Here is a 20908-nt window from a genome sequence, read left to right on the forward strand (position 1 = left end):
CCTCACTTTATACATATGTATTTTCTTTTTTTACAATTTCATTCATATACTGCATTAATTCATTTTTTAACTCTGCATGCTGCAATGCCATCTCTATCGTCGTCTTAATAAACCCGAACTTCTCCCCAACATCATAACGAGTTCCTTCAAAGTCATAAGCAAACACACGTTGAATTTCATTTAAACGTTGAATCGCATCTGTTAACTGAATCTCTCCACCAGCACCTGTTTGTTGATTTTCAAGGAACGTAAAAATTTCAGGCGTTAATACGTAACGTCCCATAATTGCTAAATTAGATGGTGCCGTTCCTTGAGCTGGTTTCTCTACAAATTGACGCACTTGATAACGACGGTCATTTTGTTCAGTTGGATCGATAATACCGTAACGATGTGTCTCATTTTCTGGCACCGTTTGTACACCAATTACAGATGATTGCGTTCCTTCATATTGATCCATTAGTTGTCGTAAACATGGCGTTTCAGCTTGTACAATATCATCACCAAGTAATACTGCAAATGGCTCGTTTCCAATAAATTTACGTGCACACCATACCGCATGTCCTAAACCTTTTGGTTCTTTTTGTCTTATGTAATGAATATTAATTTTTGAAGATGCTTGTACTTTTTCAAGCATTTCATATTTCCCTTTTTCGAGTAGGTTTTGTTCTAATTCAAAAGAATGATCAAAATGATCTTCAATTGCACGTTTTCCTTTTCCAGTAACAATAATAATATCTTCAATTCCTGATTCTATCGCTTCTTCTACTATGTATTGAATTGTCGGTTTATCGACGATTGGCAACATTTCTTTCGGCATTGCTTTCGTTGCTGGTAAAAACCTTGTCCCAAGTCCAGCAGCGGGTATAATCGCTTTTCTTACTTTTTTCAAATCTAGTACCCCCATAAACATTATTTTATCTATATGTAGCAATAACAAAAACCCTACCTATAGAGTCATTTTTATAACTCCATAGGTAGAGTTTCTATTATAAATAAATTATGGGCATCTAACCCAACCTCACATCATACTCCCGACGACAAGCGTCTAAGGTAGGCAAGAAATAAAAATTTCTACCCACAGCACGACCGAGTGCCCCCCTTGATAACGGTTAGGAGACATCACCAAATCTCTTCAATTAAAAAATACCGAACAATTTTTTACGACGAATTTGTTCCGGATCTTCTTTATAAATTGCTTTTCCGCTAATTAATAAATACGGATTTTCTTTTAAATCACTCATCACGTTCATTCCGAATTCTTTTCCAATTAATTCGTAGCTTTCCGCTAAATGAAACCCTCTTGACGTCGTGTTATGTGCATCTGATGCGATCATATGCGTTAAATTATGCTCAACAAGTTGTGATGAAAACTTTTTGATTTTTTTACCGAATTTCCCCAGTAAACTACCTGCCGTTACTTGTGTTAATGCACCTTTATTTACAAGGTTATATAACTTATCTGGTCGCTCAATTAGTTCAGCATTCCGTTCCGGATGAACGATAATTGGGATCATCCCTTTAACACGCAGTTCATATAATAGTTGTTCTGCATAACGAGGTACATGATTAGATGGGAACTCAATTAATATGTATTTATCTGTTTCGTTTAAAGTAACAATTTTATCAGCTTCATAGTCTTCTAATAAATCACCATATAACCTGACCTCTTGTCCAGGCAAAATCTTTAGCGGAATATCATGTTGTTGTAGTTCATCATTTAATTGTTTCACTTGATGAATAATAGAAGTACGTTCATTTATATATTTTCCATTTTGATGGTGTGGTGTTGCGACAATTGTATGAATTCCTTCTTGAACAGCTTTTTGCGCCATCGCTAAACTATCTGTTACTGTTTGCGCACCGTCATCGATGCCAGGTAAAATGTGACAATGTAAATCAATCATTCTTCTCATCCTCCCTCTCGTATACAAATCTTTTTTCCCTTGAATATGAGATAAATCTCATATTCAAGGGAAAAAAGGAGATATGTTCTTACCATATCTCACTCTATTAGTTAGTTTGCACCGTAGTAATAATATGAGCCTTGTTCGCTTTCACGATCGTTCAGAACAACGCCTAACAATTTACCTTTTGCAGATTCTAATAATCCTTTTGCTTTTACCGCTGTTTCCTTTTCTGTCGATTCACTACGAACGACAAGAATGGATGCATCACATACATTCGCCATAATTTGTGCGTCTGTTACAGCTAAAATTGGTGGTAAATCAAAAATAACTAAGTCATACATACTATATACTTGAGCAAGGAGTTCTTGCATTGATTTCGAACCTAATAATTCCGCTGGATTTGGCGGGATTGGGCCACACGCTAAAAAGTGTAAATTCTCTACAGCTGTCGTTTGCACACACTTCTCTAAACGTTCACTATGTGTTAATACATTCGTTAAACCGAAAATATTATCAACTTGGAACATTTGATGCATCGCCGGTTTACGCATATCTGCATCAATTAATAATACTTTCTTTCCTTGTTGAGCGAAAACAACTGCCATATTCGCTGTCGTTGTCGTTTTCCCTTCACTTGGATTCGCTGACGTTACTATCAATGAATGTAAATTTGTATCCACAGACGCAAATTCAATATTTGTTCGAATATTACGATATTGTTCTGAAATTGGTGATTTCGGTTGTTGATGAGCAATTAATTGACGACGTTGACGTTGATTTTTTTTCTTTTTAAATAAACTATTAAGAGCCAATTGTTTGTCCCCTCACTTTTCTTGATGATGGAGCATGTGATTTCACGTTCGTTGTTTCTTCATCCATACGAGCTACAATACCTAATACTGGTAAGCCAAGTAAGTTTTCTACATCTTCTTCTTTTTTCACTGTGTTATCTAAGTATTCTAGTAAGAATGCAAGACCAACTGCAGCCATTAAACCAACAACAAAAGCAATTGCTACATTTAACATCGGGCGTGGTTTAATTGGAGATTGATTTTCTCCAACTTCTGCTTTCGATAATACCGTTACGTTATCGACATTCATAATTTTTGCAACTTCACCTTTAAATACATCTGCCGTTGCATTTGCGATATCACGAGCTACTTTCGGATCTTTATCCTCAGCTGTTACCGAAATGACCTGTGAATCTTTTTCATTTGCAACATTAATTTTTCCTGTTAAAGCTTGCGCTGTCATATTTAAATTTAATTTTTCATTCACTTGATCTAAGATTACTGGACTTTTAATAATAACCTTATATGTATTCGTTAATTGAATATTCGTTTGAACTTCACCGGCTTGAAACATTGAACCTTCTTGCTTCTTCTGATTCACAAGAATTTGCGTTGAAGATTGGTAGATTGGTGTTATGAAGAAAAAGCTAATGATAGCACTTACAATAGCTACACCAAAGGCGATTACGAGGATCATTGCTAAACGTTTTTTCAAAATATGAAATAACTCTTTTAAACTAATTGTTTCTTCCATAAGTTCCTCCAACTTTCTAAAATTTGCACATAAGAAAAATTATAACATATAATCTTATATTTTTTTATTTTAGTAATATCTATGTATGATTGTTATTTAAAAACATATATAATCTTACAAAATAATCTTAAATATGACAACACATTCCATAGAATTTCCAAAATTTCCATTGTATCATTTTTTTTGTATAATGCAATAAAAAACTATTATATAACTCAAAAAAGCCAATAAAAATACTTATTGGCTTTAAAAATTATTATATTAGACATTATTTTCTAATAATATCCATATTGTTCCTTTTCTTCTCTTTTGTCATTCAGTACAACACCAAGCAGTTTACCAGATGCCTTATCTAAAATTTGTTTTGCTTTTACTATTTTATCTTTTTCTGTTTTTTCACTGCGCACGACAAGTATGACTCCATCACATTTGTTCGCAAGTATTTGTGCATCGGTAACCGCAAGAGTAGGCGGTGTGTCTATTAAAATAATATCAAACATGTTATATGCTTCTAGTAATACCTCGTCCATTACTCGATTTCCTAACAGTTCTGCTGGGTTTGGTGGTATTGGACCTGACGCCATTAAGTATACATTCTCTATCTCTGTTTTTTGAATGCATTGCATTAATTTTGCTTGTCCTAATAATACGTTCGTTAATCCATTTGAATGATGAATTGCAAATAAGTTTTGTATCGTCGGCTTACGTAAGTCAGCTCCGATTACTAAAACTTTCTTTCCTTGTTGACCGAAAACAACTGCTAAGTTTGCAACTGTCGTCGTTTTTCCGTCACCTGGATTTGCTGAAGTGACAATAAGAGAACGCATATTATGATCTACAGATGTAAATTCAATATTTGTACGAATGTTACGGTATTGTTCTGCAATACGCGATTTAGGCTCTTTATGTGTAATTAATTGTTTTAATGGCTTTCTTTTTTTTCTCCCGAACATGTTCCTAGTCTCCTTTTTTAAATGCGACCCTTTATATGCTCGATGCACACGCCCATTTCATTCATGATCGATATATTACGCTTTTTATCTACTTATTTCCACTGGTAAATCCGTCCATTCTCTCCCATATCCCACCATACTCCATGCCATTCTATTTTGTCCTATATAAAGATCGTAACAATATGACAATAGCTTCATTTCTTTTATACCTTTATCATTTATCTCAAAAGCGAGATAAATGATAAAGGTATTATATGGTAATTCAAATTAGTTGTAAACTAATTTTCTGACTAGTTTGTACTTTTATATTTATATCGATATATACAGTAAATAAAAAAATCTTCCTGTATTTTCACAAGAAGATTTTTTTATTCTATCTATTCTTTTTTATCACCAATTGCAAATGTAATTTCAGCTTCGCACGCAACTTCACCATCCACTGTTGCGATTGCTTTTCCTTTTCCGATTGGACCACGTACGCGCGTCATTTCTACTTCTAAACGAAGTTGATCACCTGGGCGCACTTGTTTTTTGAAACGACAGTTGTCGATGCCTGCGAAGAAAGCAAGTCTGCCGCGGTTTTCTTCTTTCTTTAATACAGCAACTGCACCAACTTGCGCTAATGCTTCTACAATAAGTACACCAGGCATAACCGCATAATCTGGGAAGTGTCCATTAAAGAACTCCTCGTTTGCAGATACATTTTTAATTCCAACTGCTCTTTTCCCCTCATCCACTTCTAATATTTTATCAACAAGTAAAAATGGATAGCGGTGAGGAATGATTTCTTTAATTTGTTCTATATTTAGCATGTAACAATCGCCCCTTTTGTAATATTGGTCTTACCACTTGGACATATTGTTATTATCCCATTTTGTTTATTATTTGTCATTATAAAGTACTACTTTACTTCCTATTATAAAAAAATGCACACACTCTATTCCATTAAAATAGTTGCACTTCCCAGCAACTGACACGGAGGTAGAAAAGAGTGTATGCCCAAATTAGGGAAAGGCAATATGTATTCGAACATTTTTTGCCTTAATGTCGTATTCGACTCATTATATTACAAACGTTTTCAAATATGGAAATATTAAATTTAACCATATATATGAATATTTTACCTGTTTTCTCTATTTTTCTCTATTTTTCTTCTATTTTCTTAATAAATTAAAAAAATATAAAGATATAAAAAAATAAAAAGGACCAAGGTTTGATACCTTAGTCCTTCTCACTTTATCCCGATTGGTGAAGGCTAATAATCAGCGGGGGATGAACCTCCCACTGATTAAAGTTTCACTTTACTTCAATGCACGACGTGGTAATTTATCGATATTCTCTAACATAATACCTGTACCAATAGCAACACATTGCATTGGGTTTTCAGCGATTAATACTGGTACCTTTAATTCTTCTGCTAGAAGCATGTCGATACCGTGTAATAAAGCTCCACCGCCTGTTAGAATAACACCGCGGTCGATAATGTCCGCAGATAGTTCTGGTGGTGTACGCTCTAGTACGCCTTTTGCAGCTTGTACAATGATAGCTGCGTCTTCTTTTAGTGCTTCTGTAATTTCTTCAGAGCATACTGTAATTGTACGTGGTAAACCTGTTACCATGTCACGTCCGCGAATTTCAAGCTCTTCACTACGTGCACCTGGGAATACTGTACCAACTTTAATTTTAATATTTTCTGAAGTACGTTCTCCAATTAATAACTTATACTTACGTTTAACGTAGTTTAAGATTTCCATATCAAACTTATCGCCAGCCATTTTGATAGAGGAAGAGGTAACAATATCACCCATAGAAAGTACGGCAATATCTGTTGTACCTCCACCAATATCAACAACCATGTTTCCGCTTGGTTGGAAGATTTCCATACCAGCACCAACTGCGGCTACTTTTGGTTCTTCTTCTAAAAATACTGTTTTACCACCTGAACGTTCAGCAGCCTCACGAATTGCTTTTTGCTCTACAGATGTGATATTTGTTGGACAGCAAATTAAAATACGAGGTTTTGAAAAGAAGCTCTTCACGTCCAATTTGTTAATGAAATACTTTAGCATTGCTTCTGTAATGTCGAAATCTGCGATTACACCATCTTTAAGTGGACGAATTGCCACAATATTACCAGGTGTACGTCCCACCATACTTCTTGCTTCTTCACCTACTGCTAATACTTTTCCACTATTACGATCAATTGCCACAACAGATGGCTCATTTAATACAATACCCTTACCTTTAACATGAATTAATACGTTAGCCGTACCTAGGTCAATTCCGATATCTCGCGCAAACATTCCCGTCATTTCCTCCTCGATATTCAAAATCAGGTTACACCCGAATTCTTTTACACCTAATTTCTGATTTTATCATAAATTTAACAGAAACGTAATATTCGCAAAAAGAATTCTTCTGAAAATTATTACCGAATTCGCAAGGAATGTTTGCTATTTTAGATTTATTGGCGCACAGGGTTTTCTGTATCTTCTTTTCGATACTTCTGCTTTGTTGCTTCTCCTCCTCTTAAATGACGAATAGACTTATGATAATCAAGAATTTCCTTCACTTCATTTGCGAGCTCTGGATTAATTTCTGGCAAACGTTCTGTTAAGTCTTTATGGACTGTACTCTTTGATACCCCAAACTCCTTTGCGATTACACGCACTGTCTTTCTTGTCTCCACGATATACTTGCCAATCTTGATAGTTCTCTCTTTGATGTAATCGTGCACACCACTCGCCTCCCTAAATTGGATGTGAGAAGTGTGAAATGAGACTCGCTGCATACGACTATGAAGTAAATGTGAGTGCTGTTTGTAAGCGTTAAACATTCTTGGATTTATAATGAAATGATTCACGATTTCTCACCTCAAACACTCTCTTTGCATTGGTTTATACCATTGTATTGCCCGCACTACTGATATATGCTACATGTTCACTATTTTTGCGGACTAAGTTAAGAAAAATTACGTTTTTTTGTGAGAAATACGTTAACAATGACAATTATGGCGAAAAAAAGTGACACCTCTTTATAAAAGGTGTCACTCTTCTCTTTCATACTCTTCTTCTAACAACTGATGGTGGGGGACTTCTTTCTTACCGGCAATATAATAATATAAAGCGAATAAAACAAACAATAAAATGATAGCAATCGACAGAACAGATAAAAATGACACAGTATCCCCTCCCTTTTGTAATATATATTCGAGAATCTCGTCATTTTTCCTTGTTATTGCAACTTTTTTCTCGAAATTGATTATTTTTATATGAAAATAAAAAAATCAGCTCTCCTAATGAGAACTGATTTTTTCACTTTATTATTCTTGTGAAGAAGAACCGTTAGATGATTCTGTAGAACCATTCGTTGATTTTTCTTCTTTTTGAGATTTCTCATCTTGTTTGCCATTCGTCTCTTTATCACTAGTCGAGCCGCTTGTTGATTTCTCTTCTTTTTGAGATTTCTCATCTTGTTTGCCGTTCGTCTCTTTATCACTAGTCGAACCGCTTGTTGATTTCTCTTCTTTTTGAGACTTATCTTCTGGTTTATTTTCTGGTTTCGTGCTTGTTGACTTTTCTTCTTTTTGAGATTTGTCATCAGCTTTTTTACCAGAAGCATTTGTCGCCTTTGCAGCACCTGCATCAGCTTTAATTTCTGCAACTGATTTATTTAAATAACGCTCAGGGTTCACAGCCACATTGTCTTTACGTACTTCAAAGTGAACGTAAGAACCAGCCTCTTTATTCATTGCATTTAGACCTGATTTTCCTAACACTTCACCTTGCGCAACTCTTGCACCTTTTTCTACTTTCACATTGCCTAAGCTTTGATAAGATGCTGCTATACCATTTCCACTATCTACTGTTACAACATAACCAAGAAGTGAATCTTTTTCAGCCTTCGTTACTGTACCACTTAAAGCAGCTGTAACATCAAATTCTTTTCCGTTTTTCGCAGCAATGTCAATTCCTTTATTCGGGGAATATGTGTTGTTATAAAAGACAAGTGCTTTTTCTTGTTCCGCCTCTGATGCTGCATCTTCATAGAATTTCTTCTGTACTACTACTTCTGCATTTACTGCAGCTGGCATTTTCACTACTTCTGAAGATTTTGTTACCGGTACTGCTGGATCTTCCGTTTGTGTATACGGTGTTGCTTGATCTTGGTTCGGAGCTTTCTTTGGATTAGCTCCCTGGAACCATAGCGCAACCATTAAGATTACCGCCGCACAAGCAATGTATAGTGCCGGAAACACCCATCTTTTTTGAAATAAATGTACTACCTTTTGTGACTTTTTACTATTTCTTCCTCGCATTCCATCATCACCTCAGCAATCATTTTGAACAATATTCACTCATCCTATACAACCTATAACTAATTACTTTTCGACAAAATCTGTAAAAATATGTATAAGAATTGCAGAATTTCCGAGGAAATGATGAAAAAAGAAAAAACTGAGCGTTTGAGCTCAGTTTTTAGTCCATTTGTTTCTTTTTATATACGATCAAACATGCAATAAGCGAAAGAATGAACCAAACTGTAATGTTCAACACATGACCACCCATACTACTAAAACTAGCTCCATCTACTAAACTGCTCATCGCTTTTGTAATATGAGATGTTGGAAGATATTCAATCATCGTCTTAATTGTTTTATTTTCGACAAATGGCTCAAATTGTACAGCTAAATACATCGTCATTAAAATAGGCATTCCGATTAATGATGTTTGCGGTACAGAAGATGCAAGTAATCCAATCATTGTTCCCATCGCGATAAATAAAATAATTCCACATAAGAATATCAATCCTACCAATGGAAGATTTATATTTAATTGATCTAAAATGAATAAATTCGCAATACAAATGATCATCGTCAGACCAGCTGTTAATAGACTCTTTCCAAGAAGAACTTCAACAGAAGATGCTGGCGATAACATTAACACACGTAATGTATGTTTTTCTTTTTCTTCTGCAATTACCATAGATTGAACAAAACCTGCGACAAACAGGAGAGACATTATAGTAGTAGTACCCAACACTTGCTTGCCCACTCCAAATTTGCTATATATAACCGAAAATATAAGTGGTAAAGATGCCATTAACAACACTTGTGAATTTGTCTTAAAATCTTGTACCTCTTTCCTAAAAATAGCTGATACACGTCTCATTGAAAATGTCATTATAATCCCCTCCCAGTAACTTCAATAAAGATATCGCCTAGCGTTGGTTCGTGTGAATGAATAGATAGTAATTCGCCTTTTTTCATCCATTCTGAAATGCGTTTTGCTCCTAATTCATCTTTTTGTACCGTTTCTTTTTGTTTATCTTTTAACACAACCTGTATTTGATCTTTCGCGTATTGCAAGCGAAGGTTTTCAGGTGTATCAAGCGCTACTATTTCGCCCCCACAAAGGAAGGCAATGCGGTTACAAAGCGTCTCTGCTTCGTCCATGTTGTGCGTTGTTAAGAAAATCGTTGTTCCTTCTTTATTTAAGTCTTTTAAGATTTTATGAATGTTTTGTACGTTTACCGGATCAAGTGCAGATGTTGGTTCATCTAAGAAGAGGATATCTGGTTTATGAAGAATTGCTCTTGCTAATGTGACGCGCTGCTTCATTCCTTTTGATAATTTTTTCACTTGTGTTTTTTTATCATCCAATAAGTTCACTTGTGTTAGCACTTCATCAATTCGTTCTTTTTTGCAATCGTATAAGTCACAAAATAATAGTAAGTTATCATAAATGCTAAGTCTTTCATATAAGCCGCTATTGTCTGTTAAAATACCGATTCGTTTGTAATCAATGCTACTTGGTCCTTTAATGTCTTTACCTAATACTCTTACAGTTCCAACGCTATGAAGCATTTGAGATGTTAATATTTTTACTGTTGTCGTTTTCCCAGATCCACTCGGTCCGAGGAATCCGAAAATTTCTCCTTGCTTCACCTCAATATTTACATTTCGAAGTGCTGTTTTTCCATCGAAACTTTTCATTACATCTTTCATTTCAATTGCCAATGTCATTTCGTCATCCCCTTTGTTTTTCTTTTTATAGATGAAAGTCGCTTTAGCTCTTTTCGTTTGTTTGTTTCGCTTTTCTTGACTCAATCATATGAAAAACAGAGGGGTTACGCAGTAAAATGCCGGTAAAAGGAGTATTTTTACCGGTGAATGAATCCTATTTTGAGCTTATTGAAGCGTTTTTCATAGCCCAATTACACCTTTTAATTCATCCATTCGTCCTTTCGAAAGCGGAATGGAGCTTTTCCGTTCATCATCCAAAATTAAACTAAAACTATTTCGTGTCCAAGTAATAACTTCTCGTACTCTTTGTAAATTAACGAGGTACGAGCGATGACATCTGAAGAATCCGAATCCTGTTAATCTCGCTTCTAATTCACTTAATGTTAATGCGCATACGAAATCGCCTTCCCGAACATGAATATGTGTCACTCCATTTTGCGTTTCAATGAAATGAATCTCCATCGGATCAAGTAAAATGATTTTATCATTCACTTTCGCTGGAATTCTTTCTAACTTCATTTGCGGAATCATTTGAACTACTTTTTCTCGATCGATCTCTTCAACTTCTTCTTGCTCAATTTCCACCTTTTTCACACCGTCTTGGTTTAATATATATACATCTTCTGTTAGCGAGAGCGCATCTGATAAGAAGGAGGACGTAATAAAGATCGCCTTTCCTTGCTCTTTCATTTTCATAATTGCTTTTCGAATAATGATTGTACTTTCTGTATCTACATTTTGCTCTGGCTCTTCCAAAATAACTAAATCCGGATTATGAATCATAACTCGCCCAATATGAAGGCGCCGTTTCTCTGAAAATGACAATTTTTCTATTTTAACGTTTAACTTATCTAGGAGACCGACATATTGTACTACCTCTTCCATACTCATATTGAATTCATACAGACCTAACAAAAACTTGAAGTACTCCTTCACCTTCAAACGGTCGTATGCTTCATCTTTCAAAAAACAAAAACCGATGCGTGAATATACTTTCTTCCCAATTGGCTCCCCTTCGAACAACACACTGCCCGAAGAAGCCTCTTCTTCCCCGATAATAATACGGTGCAACACTTTAGCTGTATGATTATTGCATTGCAAAACAACACATTGTCCTTTTTCAACCTCCAGTTCAATTGCTGGTAACTGGCTCGTCTTCCCTAACTGTTTCAACTCCAATAACGCCATTCTGTCTCCCCCAAATGTTTTTTATCTTATTATACCAAACAGTTAATGGAAAATTATGATATTTTATACAACGTCACTTAAAATACGTCAACAAAGAAGGCCATCCATGTTAAAGGATAGCCTTCTTCTCTATTTCTGCTCCACCATATAAGTTTTCAACTGATCACGAAGTGCTCTTTTTAAGAATTTCCCTACAGATGTTTTCGGAATTTCATTTACGAATAAAATATCATCTGACATAAAGAGTACCTTCCATTTTTTTCTACAAATAATGACAAAAGGGGTGCCCCATAAGTCGAACTTTCCGACTAGGCGACAACCCTTTATATTTTCTCCTTACTGAACAATACCATAGCAACTGAAATTATATTAACGATTTTTCGAATATATCTATCATAACTTACAATATATCAACGATTTTTTAAATATATCTATCGTTACTCACAATATATCAACGATTCGACGAGGAATATCGATTTACCGATAAAGTTTTACAATAGTAGCAACCTATATAATAAAGGTGTATGTGCACCATCATCTCTATTTTTTCACCATCAATTTCCCTTCATAATCGTTCATCGTTTTAATTTCGATTCCTTTATAATAATGAGCGACGATATCTGTATATTTCTTACCTTCTTGTGCCATACCATTCGCACCATACTGGCTCATACCAACGCCGTGACCGAAACCTTTCGTCTTAACGATGATGTTATCTCCTTCTTGTTTCCACGTAAAGTCTGAGGAGCGTAAATCTAACTTTTCACGTACTTGTTTTCCCGTTAATGTTTTCCCTTGAAATGCTACACCCTTTACACGCTTTCCTTCCGTAAGGTCCTTAATGTTTCCAACCTTTCCGTCTGCCAGCACCTTCACACCGAGGCGTTTTTGAAAGTCAGCTACTGTGAATGTTTGTTCACTCGTAAATTTCGGAGAGGCTTGATCCCACGGACTATCTACGCTTTTCAAATACGGATAATCATTCCCCCAATAATCAGCTGCATTTTCTGTTCGGCCGTTACTCGTTGAGAAGAAGGATGCTGAAATTGGTTTTCCGTCATACGTTAAAACTTGTCCTGCGGTTTTCGAAACGGCTTCCTCAATTTTCTTTAAATTACTTTCGTAGTTATTACCCCATTGTTTCTTCAATTCCTCTTTGCTTTTGTACACTTGATCTTTCACCGTATCTGTCACGTCCGCATTGTTTTTCTTACCACCGCTTAGCATACGCTGCACTACAAATGTTCTTGCTGCTAATGCCTGCGCCTTTAGCGCCTCTATTTCAAAGCTGGCATTCATCTCAGAAGCTACTACACCGGCCACATACTCCTCCATAGGTAATGTTTCTACCTTCTTCTGCTGATCACGATATACAGCAACTTGAACCGCTGTATCCACTTTCCCTGGAGCTGGTATACTTTCTATCGCTGGAGGAGTTTTAGAAGCTGCTTCTTCCCCTACTTTTGCTTTCGCAAACGGAATAACAAGAGCAGCAGGTACAATGATAACGAGCGCTATTAGGAGCGCTACTGTAATGAAAAGTGGCTTTGAAAATTTCATCCTATTCCCCCAATATAAAGTTGGATTCCTTTCATTCTTATGGAACTACGGGATTTTTTAGAACATACTTGGGGGTATCGATATAAAGTGAAACTTTAATAAGGTGGAGTTTTGAGGTGGGGGTCTTAATGAACACAAATAGCGGGATAAAAAGAAAATTTTCTAAATATTTTCACTGAGACGTGCATAAGTATAGAATTTATTGACTATAACAGTAATAACCCAAAAAAAAATAGCCTCTACGTCAAAAGACATAGAGACTACTTCAATTAAGCGTGAAGATCAGAAACTTCTTGTTCTTTCACTTCTTCTACTTTTTCGTTTACACGTTCAATAGTTGCACCTAATGCAGCTAATTTCTTATGGAAATCTACATAACCACGGTCAAGATGTTTTAACTCTGTTACACGAGTATAACCTTCTGATACTAAACCAGCTAAGATTAATGCTGCTGCAGCACGTAAATCAGTTGCGCCTACTTCAGCACCTTGTAAGCTACTTGGACCGTTCATAATTACAGAACGACCTTCGATTTTAATATCAGCATTCATACGACGGAATTCTTCAACGTGCATAAAGCGGTTTTCGAATACCGTTTCTGTAATCATACTTGTTCCATCAGCATGTAGTAATAATGCCATCATTTGTGATTGCATGTCTGTTGGGAAACCTGGATGAGGCATAGTTTTAATATCAACCGCTTTTAACTTATCTGGGCCGATAACACGCACACCTTCATTTTCCTCAATAATTTTAACACCCATTTCTTCCATTTTCGCTGTAATTGAGCGTAAATGTTCAGGCACAGCATTTTCAATTAAGATGTCTCCACCTGTAATTGCCGCTGCAACCATGAATGTTCCTGCTTCAATACGGTCAGGAATAATAGGGTGGTTTGCACCATATAATTTCTCAACGCCTTCAATACGAATCGTTCCAGTTCCAGCTCCGCGTACTTTCGCTCCCATTGCATTTAAGAAGTTAGCTAAGTCAACGATTTCTGGCTCTTTCGCTGCGTTTTCAAGGACTGTTGTCCCTTTTGCTAATGTAGCTGCAGACATAATGTTTTCTGTTGCGCCTACGCTTGGGAAGTCTAAATAAATTTTAGCTCCTTTTAGTTCTCCCTCTACGTGTGCCTCAACAAATCCGTTACCAACTTTTACTTTCGCTCCCATTGCTTCGAAGCCTTTTAAATGTTGGTCAATTGGACGTGAACCAATTGCACATCCACCAGGAAGTGCAATACGAGCACGACCGTTACGTGCTAATAATGGTCCCATTACTTGAACAGATGCACGCATCTTACGTACATACTCAAATGGTGCTTCAATGTTTAATTCTTTAGAAGAATCGATTGTTACTTGGTTATTTTCAAATACGACTTCAGCATTTAAATGACGTAATACCTCGTTAATTGTGTATACATCAGATAATACTGGTACTTCAGATAGTACATTCTTTCCGTCACTCGCTAATAGGGCTGCAGCGATTATAGGTAATACAGCATTTTTTGCGCCCTCAACACGCACTGTGCCGCTTAACCGCTTTCCGCCACGGACGATGATCTTTTCCAAATTATTCCCCTCCGTGTCCTTTTTTCAGTATCTATTCACTCAATACTCAGAAGTTATGATCGGTGTGCCAACCACAATTGTATCTTTGTTGTTTGTAGAACGTATTGCTATTTGCACATTTATTTTCTCTCTATTTGTTGAAAGAGCGTCATTCCACTTTTTATTATATGCGGAGACTGATACAAATGCTCTTTCTTCTATCTGCTCGATCGCTCTTGCTGAAAGATCTTTCAAAACCTGATTGGTTTTATTTTGCAAAACACCTTCAATCTTATCATTCAATACACCTTGAACACAAGTGTAAATTATAGGTTTTTCGCTAAAAATCCCATTCATTCTCTGAACATACTTTGGGTCCCATTTCGCCCCGCTCACTTCAAAAATAATAAAAGTGTTTTCTTTAGTATTTTCCTTACTCCAAGTTACTACTATTCGTTCTTCATGTGAAGAAGATTTTTTATAGGATGTAGCCTTATATCCATCTGGAGATTGTTCTAATTCCCAACTTTCGATGTTTGCCTCTTCCTTCACATCGTTTAACAGTTTTTGAAACGTATGTATATTAGAAATTGTTTTCGTTTCTCGCGCTAACCATGACCACCGCTCTACTTTTGCATCGTTCTTCTCTAAAGCTGCAATCATGCTCTCCATTTTCTGTTCATCGCTTATAGGTTTCATCTCTTTATATCCAACCAAAAATAAAACAACACTTACGATAACGATAAGAATGGCTTTAAACTTCAATTTCATCCCCTCCTATCCCCATTGTTAACGGAGATATGAGGTTCTATACACTTACTTTACTAAATACGTTAAACTCTTTGAATAGCCTAAATAATCAAGGAAAAAGTTACTTACAGATGTCCCAATTGTAATTGTAATTAGGATGAGTAATACTCTCGTCTGCATCACTTTCCCAGATTTCATTAAGCGCTCAATGTGAATACCTTGTAAGGCCCACCACGTAATGGTAATAAATAATAAATGTGAAACAATGGCAATCAGTGCTTGTTGCCCTAAAAGATGTGCCAAAAAATCGACCCCTTTTTTTGCTTGGCTACTACTTACGCAAAATGTAAAAAACGATACCATAAATAAGTAGGAGCCACACTTTTTCACACGCAAATAAGCATCTTACATTTTACATCGTAATTTTCTGTTAAAAAACATATACCTATAGGTGTTTTCATTTGCTGTTACTCCACAATAAAAAGCGTAGAGTACGGACTCTACACCTTTTATTTTTACTATTGTACCACGTTCCCTAAGAAGAAGAAATCTTTCATTAATGGAAAATATTCATAGAAGAAATTGTAACCAATCATCGGCATAATCCCCAGTATTACAATTGAAATTGCGCAAAGACTCATGACAATCTTTATATTTAACGGTAACCGAAGCTTTTCTTCTGTCTCTCCCGTGCGGAAAAACATTTGCTGTAATATCCGGAAGTAATATACGAATGAAATAACTGTTGTCCCCATCATAATAGAAACTAATACGTAATGAGCCGGTTCAACATGAAGTGCCCCTAAAAAGATGTTAATTTTCCCGATGAAACCTGCTGTCCCCGGTATTCCAGCTAACGATAAAATAAAGATCGTCATCACTATAGCTGTAAAGGGAGATCGCTTATATAACCCTGTAAAAATCGTCATATTTTCCTTATCATTTTGTAAGATTAATCCGTGGATGATTGCAAATGCTCCTATATTCATAAGCATATATGCAAGCATATAAAACCACATACTATCCATCGTAAACTGTGATAGCGCTACAAGGGGGACTAGCAAATACCCAGCATGCGCGATACCTGAATAGGCAAATAGACGTTTTACGTTGTATTGTTTTAATGCTACTACGTTCCCAACAATCATCGTAATACTCGCTAGCACCGCAATGTATATGCTCATACGCCCGTATAAAGATTGTGCGTCTCCTTGGATTGCCACACCTGCAAAAACCATTAGGAACAGGCGAGTAATGAGTAAAAACCCGGCAATTTTAGAAATTGTTCCAAGAAAGGCAGTGACAGGTGTAGCGGCTCCCTCATACACATCTGGTGCCCACATATGAAACGGCACTGTTGCAATTTTGAACGAGAGTCCAACGAGCAGTAGTAGAAATGCAAGAGCTAACAATAATTGAATGCCACCAGCCAGCTCTTGCGTAAATACCTTTTGCATTTCCACTATGTTGGTCGACCCTGTAATACCGTATAAATAGCTCATTCCAAAGAGCGTAATTGCTGTTCCAATTCCTCCGTTAATGACGTATTTCATCGCTGCCTCATTTGATGCGCGGTTTCTCTTTCGGATTCCTACTAGAATATACGAAGAAAGCGAGAGCAGTTCTAAACCAACGAACAATGTGATGAAATCAACGCTAGAAGCCATGAACATCGCTCCTAGGAGCGCCATTAAAAACAAGTAATAATATTCTCCTTTATCTTGAATAGGCTCCTTCTTGTCATCGCTCATTGCCATACATAAAACGAGAGCTGCTCCGCCTAACAACAACGTTTTAAACCCTTTTGAAAATCCATCTAGCACAAACGATCCATTTAAAATATCTCCTGCCGGTTCGCTGTATAGCGAAATTAATGACACTATCGCTAACAAGACAGCGGCAATTGCACTAATCGCTACGTACCTATGGTTCAGCTTAAAAAACAAATCACATATGGAAAGAAGGATGGCCGCCCCGAGAATAATGAATTCTGGTACCATGAGATGCCATGATAAGCTAAGTAATGTGTTCATATCCATCCTACTTCACCCCCAATGTTTTCAATGTAGTTTGAAGTGGATCCCCTAGTAGTTCTGGCATTACCCCAATTGCAATAATACAAACAATAAGCACTATAACAGGAACGTACTCCCATCCGTGTATATCAGATTTCACTTCCCATTCTTTCTTACCAAATGTCACTTGAAGTGTCGCTCTTAATACGTATACAGCGGTCAAAATAATTCCAAGTACACCTGCGGCAGCGATAACCGGTTTTCCTTGGAATAAACCGAGAAAGGCAAGGAATTCGCTAATAAATCCAGACATCCCTGGCATTCCAAGCGATGCCATACCGCCCGCTAGGAAGAAACCGCTAAGTACTGGAACACTTTTTGCAAGTCCACCAAGTGCTGTAATATCCGAAGTCCCGAAACGCTCTTCAATAATGCCAAGCAAGAAGAAGAGCAAGGCCGCAATTAAACCGTGAGACACAACTTGGAACAGCGCCCCTTGTGTACCTGGTGCATTTAACGCCGCAAGACCCATTAATACAATGCCCATATGCGAAATACTAGAGTAAGCAAGCACCTTTCTAAAGTCCGTTTGGATGAGTGCTAGAAAGGCCCCGTACAATAAATTAATGACTCCTAAAATCGCAATTAGCGTTGCAAAATCACGAAAATATTCTGGGAATAATCCTTTCCCGAATCGAACAATACCGTATGCGCCAATCTTCAGCAAAACCCCCGCGTGAAGCATAACTACGGCCGGATGCGCTTCTATGTGTACATTGACCATCCAGCGATGCAAAGGGAAAACAGGGAGTTTAATCGCAAAAGCAATCATTATGGCAAGAAACAAGCCGAACTGTAAGCTACTTGAGACAGCCATTCCTCCCCCAGCACCTACACTCGTTAATATTTCTTTAAGCTCCGCAATATTTGTCGTACCTGTTTTCGCAAATAAAACCGAGAAAACGATAAGTAAAATAGCTGATCCAATACCGTTATATATTAAATAACTATATGCAGCCTTTTCACTCGACAATTTCCCCCACTTGCCAATTAATAAAAACATTGGCGGCAACGTAATTTCAAAGAAGATGAAGAACAGCATTAAATTTTGAGCAGCGAAGACACCGAGCATCCCTATTTCTAGCATGAGTAACAGCATGTAGAATGCTTTCAAATTTCTTTTAATAGAAAATGCCGCAATAGCTGCAAGCATCGCTAGAAGGGCTGTGAGCACCATCATTACAAGCGATAAACCATCAATACCAAGCTCGTAATAAATTGAAAACCACCTTTTGTCCACTGCTGTGAAATCCCCAAATTTAATCCATTTCACTTTTTCATCAAATATCGATAAACTCTTTCCTGAAGCGTATGTACAAGCGAGGACGATAGCAATTCCAAATGGAAGCGCCGTTCCGAATAAACCAAGCGCCTGCACTGTACGCGATTCTCGTTTCGGCGTTAATAAAAGCAAGAGAATTCCTAAAAGTGGGGAAAAAATGAAGAACGTTAATAGCAATCCATTCATCGTAAATCCCCTCCCGTATATAACAAAATAATTAGGAGCACTGCGAGCGAAACTGCTGTTACAGTTCCATACACTTGTACATTCCCGTTTTGAAGCCGTGATCCTAGGCCACTCATACCTTTAACGAGTCCAGCAATTAAAACTACGATTCCTTCTACAACGTATACTTCAAATAAGCGAAGCACATGAGCGATTCCTTTCGTAATAGGAAGCACCGTCACATTGTATAGTTCATCCACATAATATTTTTCTTTCAAAAGGTTATAAAGTGGCGTCCCTTCTCCGCCGGCCCAATCTCTAGAGATAGATTTCTTACCATATATGAAATATGCGAGGGCAATTCCAGCGAATGAAACGAGCGTCGCAACAACCATAATCCAAACAGGTCCATGCACTTCCTTCACCTTGAATCCTATATCCTTCGTCAGCCACTCCCCAAGAAACGTCCCGAACCACGGTGTATTTATATAGCCTGCCACTACCGCAAGAACACCAAGGACAATCATCGGATACGTCATGGTGCGAGGCGATTCATGCACCTCTTCCTTCGTCTTTGTTTCCCCTGTAAAGACAAGAAAGTATAGACGGAACATATAAAATGCTGTTAGAAATGCCGCAATTACTGCTAAAACGAATAGAAAGTAATTACCATTCATCCAAGCCGCCGCTAAAATTTCATCTTTACTAAAAAATCCGGAAAGAAGAGGAACACCACTAATTGCAAGTGTGCCTATTAAAAATAGTGCACCGGTTACTTTCATCTTTTTCTGTAAACCGCCCATTTTATTAATGTTTTGCGTATGGACTGCATGAATTACACTTCCTGCTGCCAGAAACAATAATGCTTTAAAAAAGGCATGTGTCGTTAAGTGAAAGATACCAGCTACATAACCAGCAGAGCCTAGCGCAAGCATCATATACCCGAGCTGACTAACTGTAGAATAAGCAAGAACCCTCTTAATATCTGTTTGCACTAGACCAATAGAGGCCGCAAAGATTGCGGTGAAAGCCCCAACGATTGCCACAGTTTGCATCGCTACCGCACTTGCTGAAAATAGCGGAAACATCGTCGCTACTAAATATACGCCGGCTGCAACCATCGTTGCCGCGTGAATAAGTGCCGAAACAGGCGTCGGTCCTTCCATTGCATCTGGCAACCATGTATGAAGCGGGAACTGACCCGATTTCCCCATCGCACCGATAAAAATTAATATCGCCGTTATTGTAATCATAGAAGGAGAGAGGTCGCCCGTATGAATCGCTTTAAAAATCGCGTCATATTCAAAACTACCTGCGTGCCAAAAAATTAAAATCATCCCAACAAATAGCCCAACATCCCCAATGCGTGTCATAATAAAAGCCTTTTTCGCAGCAGCCTTCGCTTCTTCTTTAAAGAAATAAAAACCGATAAGTAAAAACGAACCAAGGCCGACTAACTCCCAAAATATATAAAGCTGTAATAAATTCGTCGATATAACTAGCCCAAGCATCGCAAATGTAAAGAGCCCTAAATATGCATAAAAGGTTGATAATCTGGTGTCACCTTTCATATAACCTTTTGAGTACACATGTACAAGAAAACTCACAAGCGTAACGATAAACAACATTAAAGCTCCTAATGCGGTAACTTCAAAACCAAATGATATATCTATATCTCCTACCCTAAGCCATACCCACTTATGCTTCACTGCCTCGGATGAAAACCGTTCTATTAGTACCACTACCGCGGATATAAAGGAGAGAAAGGTAAAGAAAATACCTAGTACACTACTTCCCTCTCTAATTTTCTTCCCGAACACAATAAGTAACAAAAATGAAACAAGCGGGAAAAGCGGTATGAGCCATGCATAATCAATCATTGTTTCCTTCCCCCTTTTCGGTCAC

Annotated in this window: 20 protein-coding genes; all 20 read right to left on the bottom strand. The window is 37.2% G+C overall.

Annotated elements, in window-relative coordinates:
- Positions 1 to 7: 7 nt before the first annotated feature.
- Positions 8 to 889 carry a UTP--glucose-1-phosphate uridylyltransferase BpsC gene (gene bpsC / locus MHB76_RS25045; protein WP_340987990.1) on the bottom strand — a complete coding sequence of 294 codons (882 nt, stop codon included), beginning with the start codon at positions 887 to 889 and terminating at the stop codon, positions 8 to 10.
- Between the two features lie 247 nt (positions 890 to 1136).
- Positions 1137 to 1904 carry a tyrosine-protein phosphatase gene (locus MHB76_RS25050; RefSeq protein WP_340987992.1) on the bottom strand — a complete coding sequence of 256 codons (768 nt, stop codon included), beginning with the start codon at positions 1902 to 1904 and terminating at the stop codon, positions 1137 to 1139.
- 110 nt (positions 1905 to 2014) lie between these two features.
- Positions 2015 to 2719: a CpsD/CapB family tyrosine-protein kinase gene (locus MHB76_RS25055; protein ID WP_199715284.1), complete on the bottom strand. Its 705-nt coding sequence runs from the start codon at positions 2717 to 2719 to the stop codon at positions 2015 to 2017.
- Positions 2709 to 3452: a YveK family protein gene (locus MHB76_RS25060; RefSeq protein ID WP_199715285.1), complete on the bottom strand. Its 744-nt coding sequence runs from the start codon at positions 3450 to 3452 to the stop codon at positions 2709 to 2711. Before MHB76_RS25060 ends, MHB76_RS25055 begins: the two co-directional genes overlap by 11 nt.
- Before the next feature lie 275 nt (positions 3453 to 3727).
- Positions 3728 to 4405 carry a CpsD/CapB family tyrosine-protein kinase gene (locus tag MHB76_RS25065; RefSeq protein WP_340987997.1) on the bottom strand — a complete coding sequence of 226 codons (678 nt, stop codon included), beginning with the start codon at positions 4403 to 4405 and terminating at the stop codon, positions 3728 to 3730.
- Positions 4406 to 4782: 377 nt separating this feature from the next.
- Entirely contained in the window at positions 4783 to 5217 is a 435-nt protein-coding gene (gene fabZ, locus MHB76_RS25070; RefSeq protein ID WP_000931959.1) for a 3-hydroxyacyl-ACP dehydratase FabZ, read from the bottom strand.
- A 489-nt stretch (positions 5218 to 5706) separates the two neighbouring features.
- Entirely contained in the window at positions 5707 to 6708 is a 1002-nt protein-coding gene (locus MHB76_RS25075) for a rod shape-determining protein (RefSeq protein ID WP_016106696.1), read from the bottom strand.
- Between the two features lie 161 nt (positions 6709 to 6869).
- Positions 6870 to 7142, bottom strand: a complete 273-nt coding sequence (gene spoIIID, locus MHB76_RS25080) for a sporulation transcriptional regulator SpoIIID (RefSeq protein ID WP_002089714.1) — start codon at positions 7140 to 7142, stop codon at positions 6870 to 6872.
- Positions 7143 to 7451: 309 nt separating this feature from the next.
- Complete coding sequence (locus tag MHB76_RS25085; RefSeq protein ID WP_002016211.1) at positions 7452 to 7586, bottom strand: hypothetical protein; 135 nt, start codon at positions 7584 to 7586, stop codon at positions 7452 to 7454.
- 141 nt (positions 7587 to 7727) lie between these two features.
- On the bottom strand, positions 7728 to 8723 hold the full coding sequence (locus tag MHB76_RS25090; RefSeq protein ID WP_340987999.1) for a M23 family metallopeptidase: 996 nt from the start codon (positions 8721 to 8723) through the stop codon (positions 7728 to 7730).
- A 160-nt stretch (positions 8724 to 8883) separates the two neighbouring features.
- Entirely contained in the window at positions 8884 to 9588 is a 705-nt protein-coding gene (locus tag MHB76_RS25095) for an ABC transporter permease (protein WP_340988001.1), read from the bottom strand.
- Positions 9588 to 10430: an ABC transporter ATP-binding protein gene (locus MHB76_RS25100; RefSeq protein ID WP_340988003.1), complete on the bottom strand. Its 843-nt coding sequence runs from the start codon at positions 10428 to 10430 to the stop codon at positions 9588 to 9590. The genes MHB76_RS25095 and MHB76_RS25100 overlap by 1 nt, the downstream gene beginning before the upstream one ends.
- 180 nt (positions 10431 to 10610) lie before the next feature.
- Positions 10611 to 11618 carry a LytTR family transcriptional regulator DNA-binding domain-containing protein gene (locus MHB76_RS25105; RefSeq protein ID WP_340988005.1) on the bottom strand — a complete coding sequence of 336 codons (1008 nt, stop codon included), beginning with the start codon at positions 11616 to 11618 and terminating at the stop codon, positions 10611 to 10613.
- A gap of 540 nt (positions 11619 to 12158) precedes the next feature.
- Positions 12159 to 13178 carry a stage II sporulation protein D gene (gene spoIID, locus MHB76_RS25110; RefSeq protein WP_340988007.1) on the bottom strand — a complete coding sequence of 340 codons (1020 nt, stop codon included), beginning with the start codon at positions 13176 to 13178 and terminating at the stop codon, positions 12159 to 12161.
- A 269-nt stretch (positions 13179 to 13447) separates the two neighbouring features.
- Positions 13448 to 14752 (bottom strand): UDP-N-acetylglucosamine 1-carboxyvinyltransferase, encoded by a 1305-nt coding sequence (gene murA, locus MHB76_RS25115; protein ID WP_002068497.1) that lies wholly within the window; start codon positions 14750 to 14752, stop codon positions 13448 to 13450.
- A gap of 39 nt (positions 14753 to 14791) precedes the next feature.
- Complete coding sequence (locus tag MHB76_RS25120) at positions 14792 to 15496, bottom strand: YwmB family TATA-box binding protein (RefSeq protein ID WP_002159793.1); 705 nt, start codon at positions 15494 to 15496, stop codon at positions 14792 to 14794.
- A gap of 51 nt (positions 15497 to 15547) precedes the next feature.
- The gene (locus tag MHB76_RS25125; protein WP_002113021.1) at positions 15548 to 15784 is read right to left on the bottom strand and encodes a DUF1146 family protein; all 237 of its coding nucleotides are present in this window, start codon (positions 15782 to 15784) and stop codon (positions 15548 to 15550) included.
- A gap of 215 nt (positions 15785 to 15999) precedes the next feature.
- The gene (gene nuoN, locus MHB76_RS25130; RefSeq protein ID WP_340988236.1) at positions 16000 to 17514 is read right to left on the bottom strand and encodes an NADH-quinone oxidoreductase subunit NuoN; all 1515 of its coding nucleotides are present in this window, start codon (positions 17512 to 17514) and stop codon (positions 16000 to 16002) included.
- 7 nt (positions 17515 to 17521) lie between these two features.
- Complete coding sequence (locus tag MHB76_RS25135) at positions 17522 to 19024, bottom strand: NADH-quinone oxidoreductase subunit M (RefSeq protein ID WP_078174838.1); 1503 nt, start codon at positions 19022 to 19024, stop codon at positions 17522 to 17524.
- Entirely contained in the window at positions 19021 to 20883 is a 1863-nt protein-coding gene (gene nuoL, locus MHB76_RS25140; protein ID WP_340988009.1) for an NADH-quinone oxidoreductase subunit L, read from the bottom strand. The genes MHB76_RS25135 and nuoL overlap by 4 nt, the downstream gene beginning before the upstream one ends.
- Positions 20884 to 20908 lie beyond the last annotated feature (25 nt).

The sequence above is a fragment of the Bacillus sp. FSL M7-1345 genome (genome assembly GCF_038006985.1).
Lineage (GTDB): Bacteria > Bacillota > Bacilli > Bacillales > Bacillaceae_G > Bacillus_A > Bacillus_A cereus_U.

What these genes read in the sequence shown, in the direction of transcription:
- MHB76_RS25050 (WP_340987992.1), bottom strand. Translation starts at nt 1,904, where the DNA reads ATGATTGATTTACATTGTCACATTTTACCTGGCATCGATGACGGTGCG.
- MHB76_RS25060 (WP_199715285.1), bottom strand. Translation starts at nt 3,452, where the DNA reads ATGGAAGAAACAATTAGTTTAAAAGAGTTATTTCATATTTTGAAAAAA.
- MHB76_RS25065 (WP_340987997.1), bottom strand. Translation starts at nt 4,405, where the DNA reads ATGTTCGGGAGAAAAAAAAGAAAGCCATTAAAACAATTAATTACACAT.
- fabZ (WP_000931959.1), bottom strand. Translation starts at nt 5,217, where the DNA reads ATGCTAAATATAGAACAAATTAAAGAAATCATTCCTCACCGCTATCCA.
- MHB76_RS25075 (WP_016106696.1), bottom strand. Translation starts at nt 6,708, where the DNA reads ATGTTTGCGCGAGATATCGGAATTGACCTAGGTACGGCTAACGTATTA.
- MHB76_RS25090 (WP_340987999.1), bottom strand. Translation starts at nt 8,723, where the DNA reads ATGCGAGGAAGAAATAGTAAAAAGTCACAAAAGGTAGTACATTTATTT.
- MHB76_RS25095 (WP_340988001.1), bottom strand. Translation starts at nt 9,588, where the DNA reads ATGACATTTTCAATGAGACGTGTATCAGCTATTTTTAGGAAAGAGGTA.
- MHB76_RS25100 (WP_340988003.1), bottom strand. Translation starts at nt 10,430, where the DNA reads ATGACATTGGCAATTGAAATGAAAGATGTAATGAAAAGTTTCGATGGA.
- MHB76_RS25105 (WP_340988005.1), bottom strand. Translation starts at nt 11,618, where the DNA reads ATGGCGTTATTGGAGTTGAAACAGTTAGGGAAGACGAGCCAGTTACCA.
- spoIID (WP_340988007.1), bottom strand. Translation starts at nt 13,178, where the DNA reads ATGAAATTTTCAAAGCCACTTTTCATTACAGTAGCGCTCCTAATAGCG.
- nuoN (WP_340988236.1), bottom strand. Translation starts at nt 17,514, where the DNA reads ATGAACACATTACTTAGCTTATCATGGCATCTCATGGTACCAGAATTC.
- MHB76_RS25135 (WP_078174838.1), bottom strand. Translation starts at nt 19,024, where the DNA reads ATGAATGGATTGCTATTAACGTTCTTCATTTTTTCCCCACTTTTAGGA.
- nuoL (WP_340988009.1), bottom strand. Translation starts at nt 20,883, where the DNA reads ATGATTGATTATGCATGGCTCATACCGCTTTTCCCGCTTGTTTCATTT.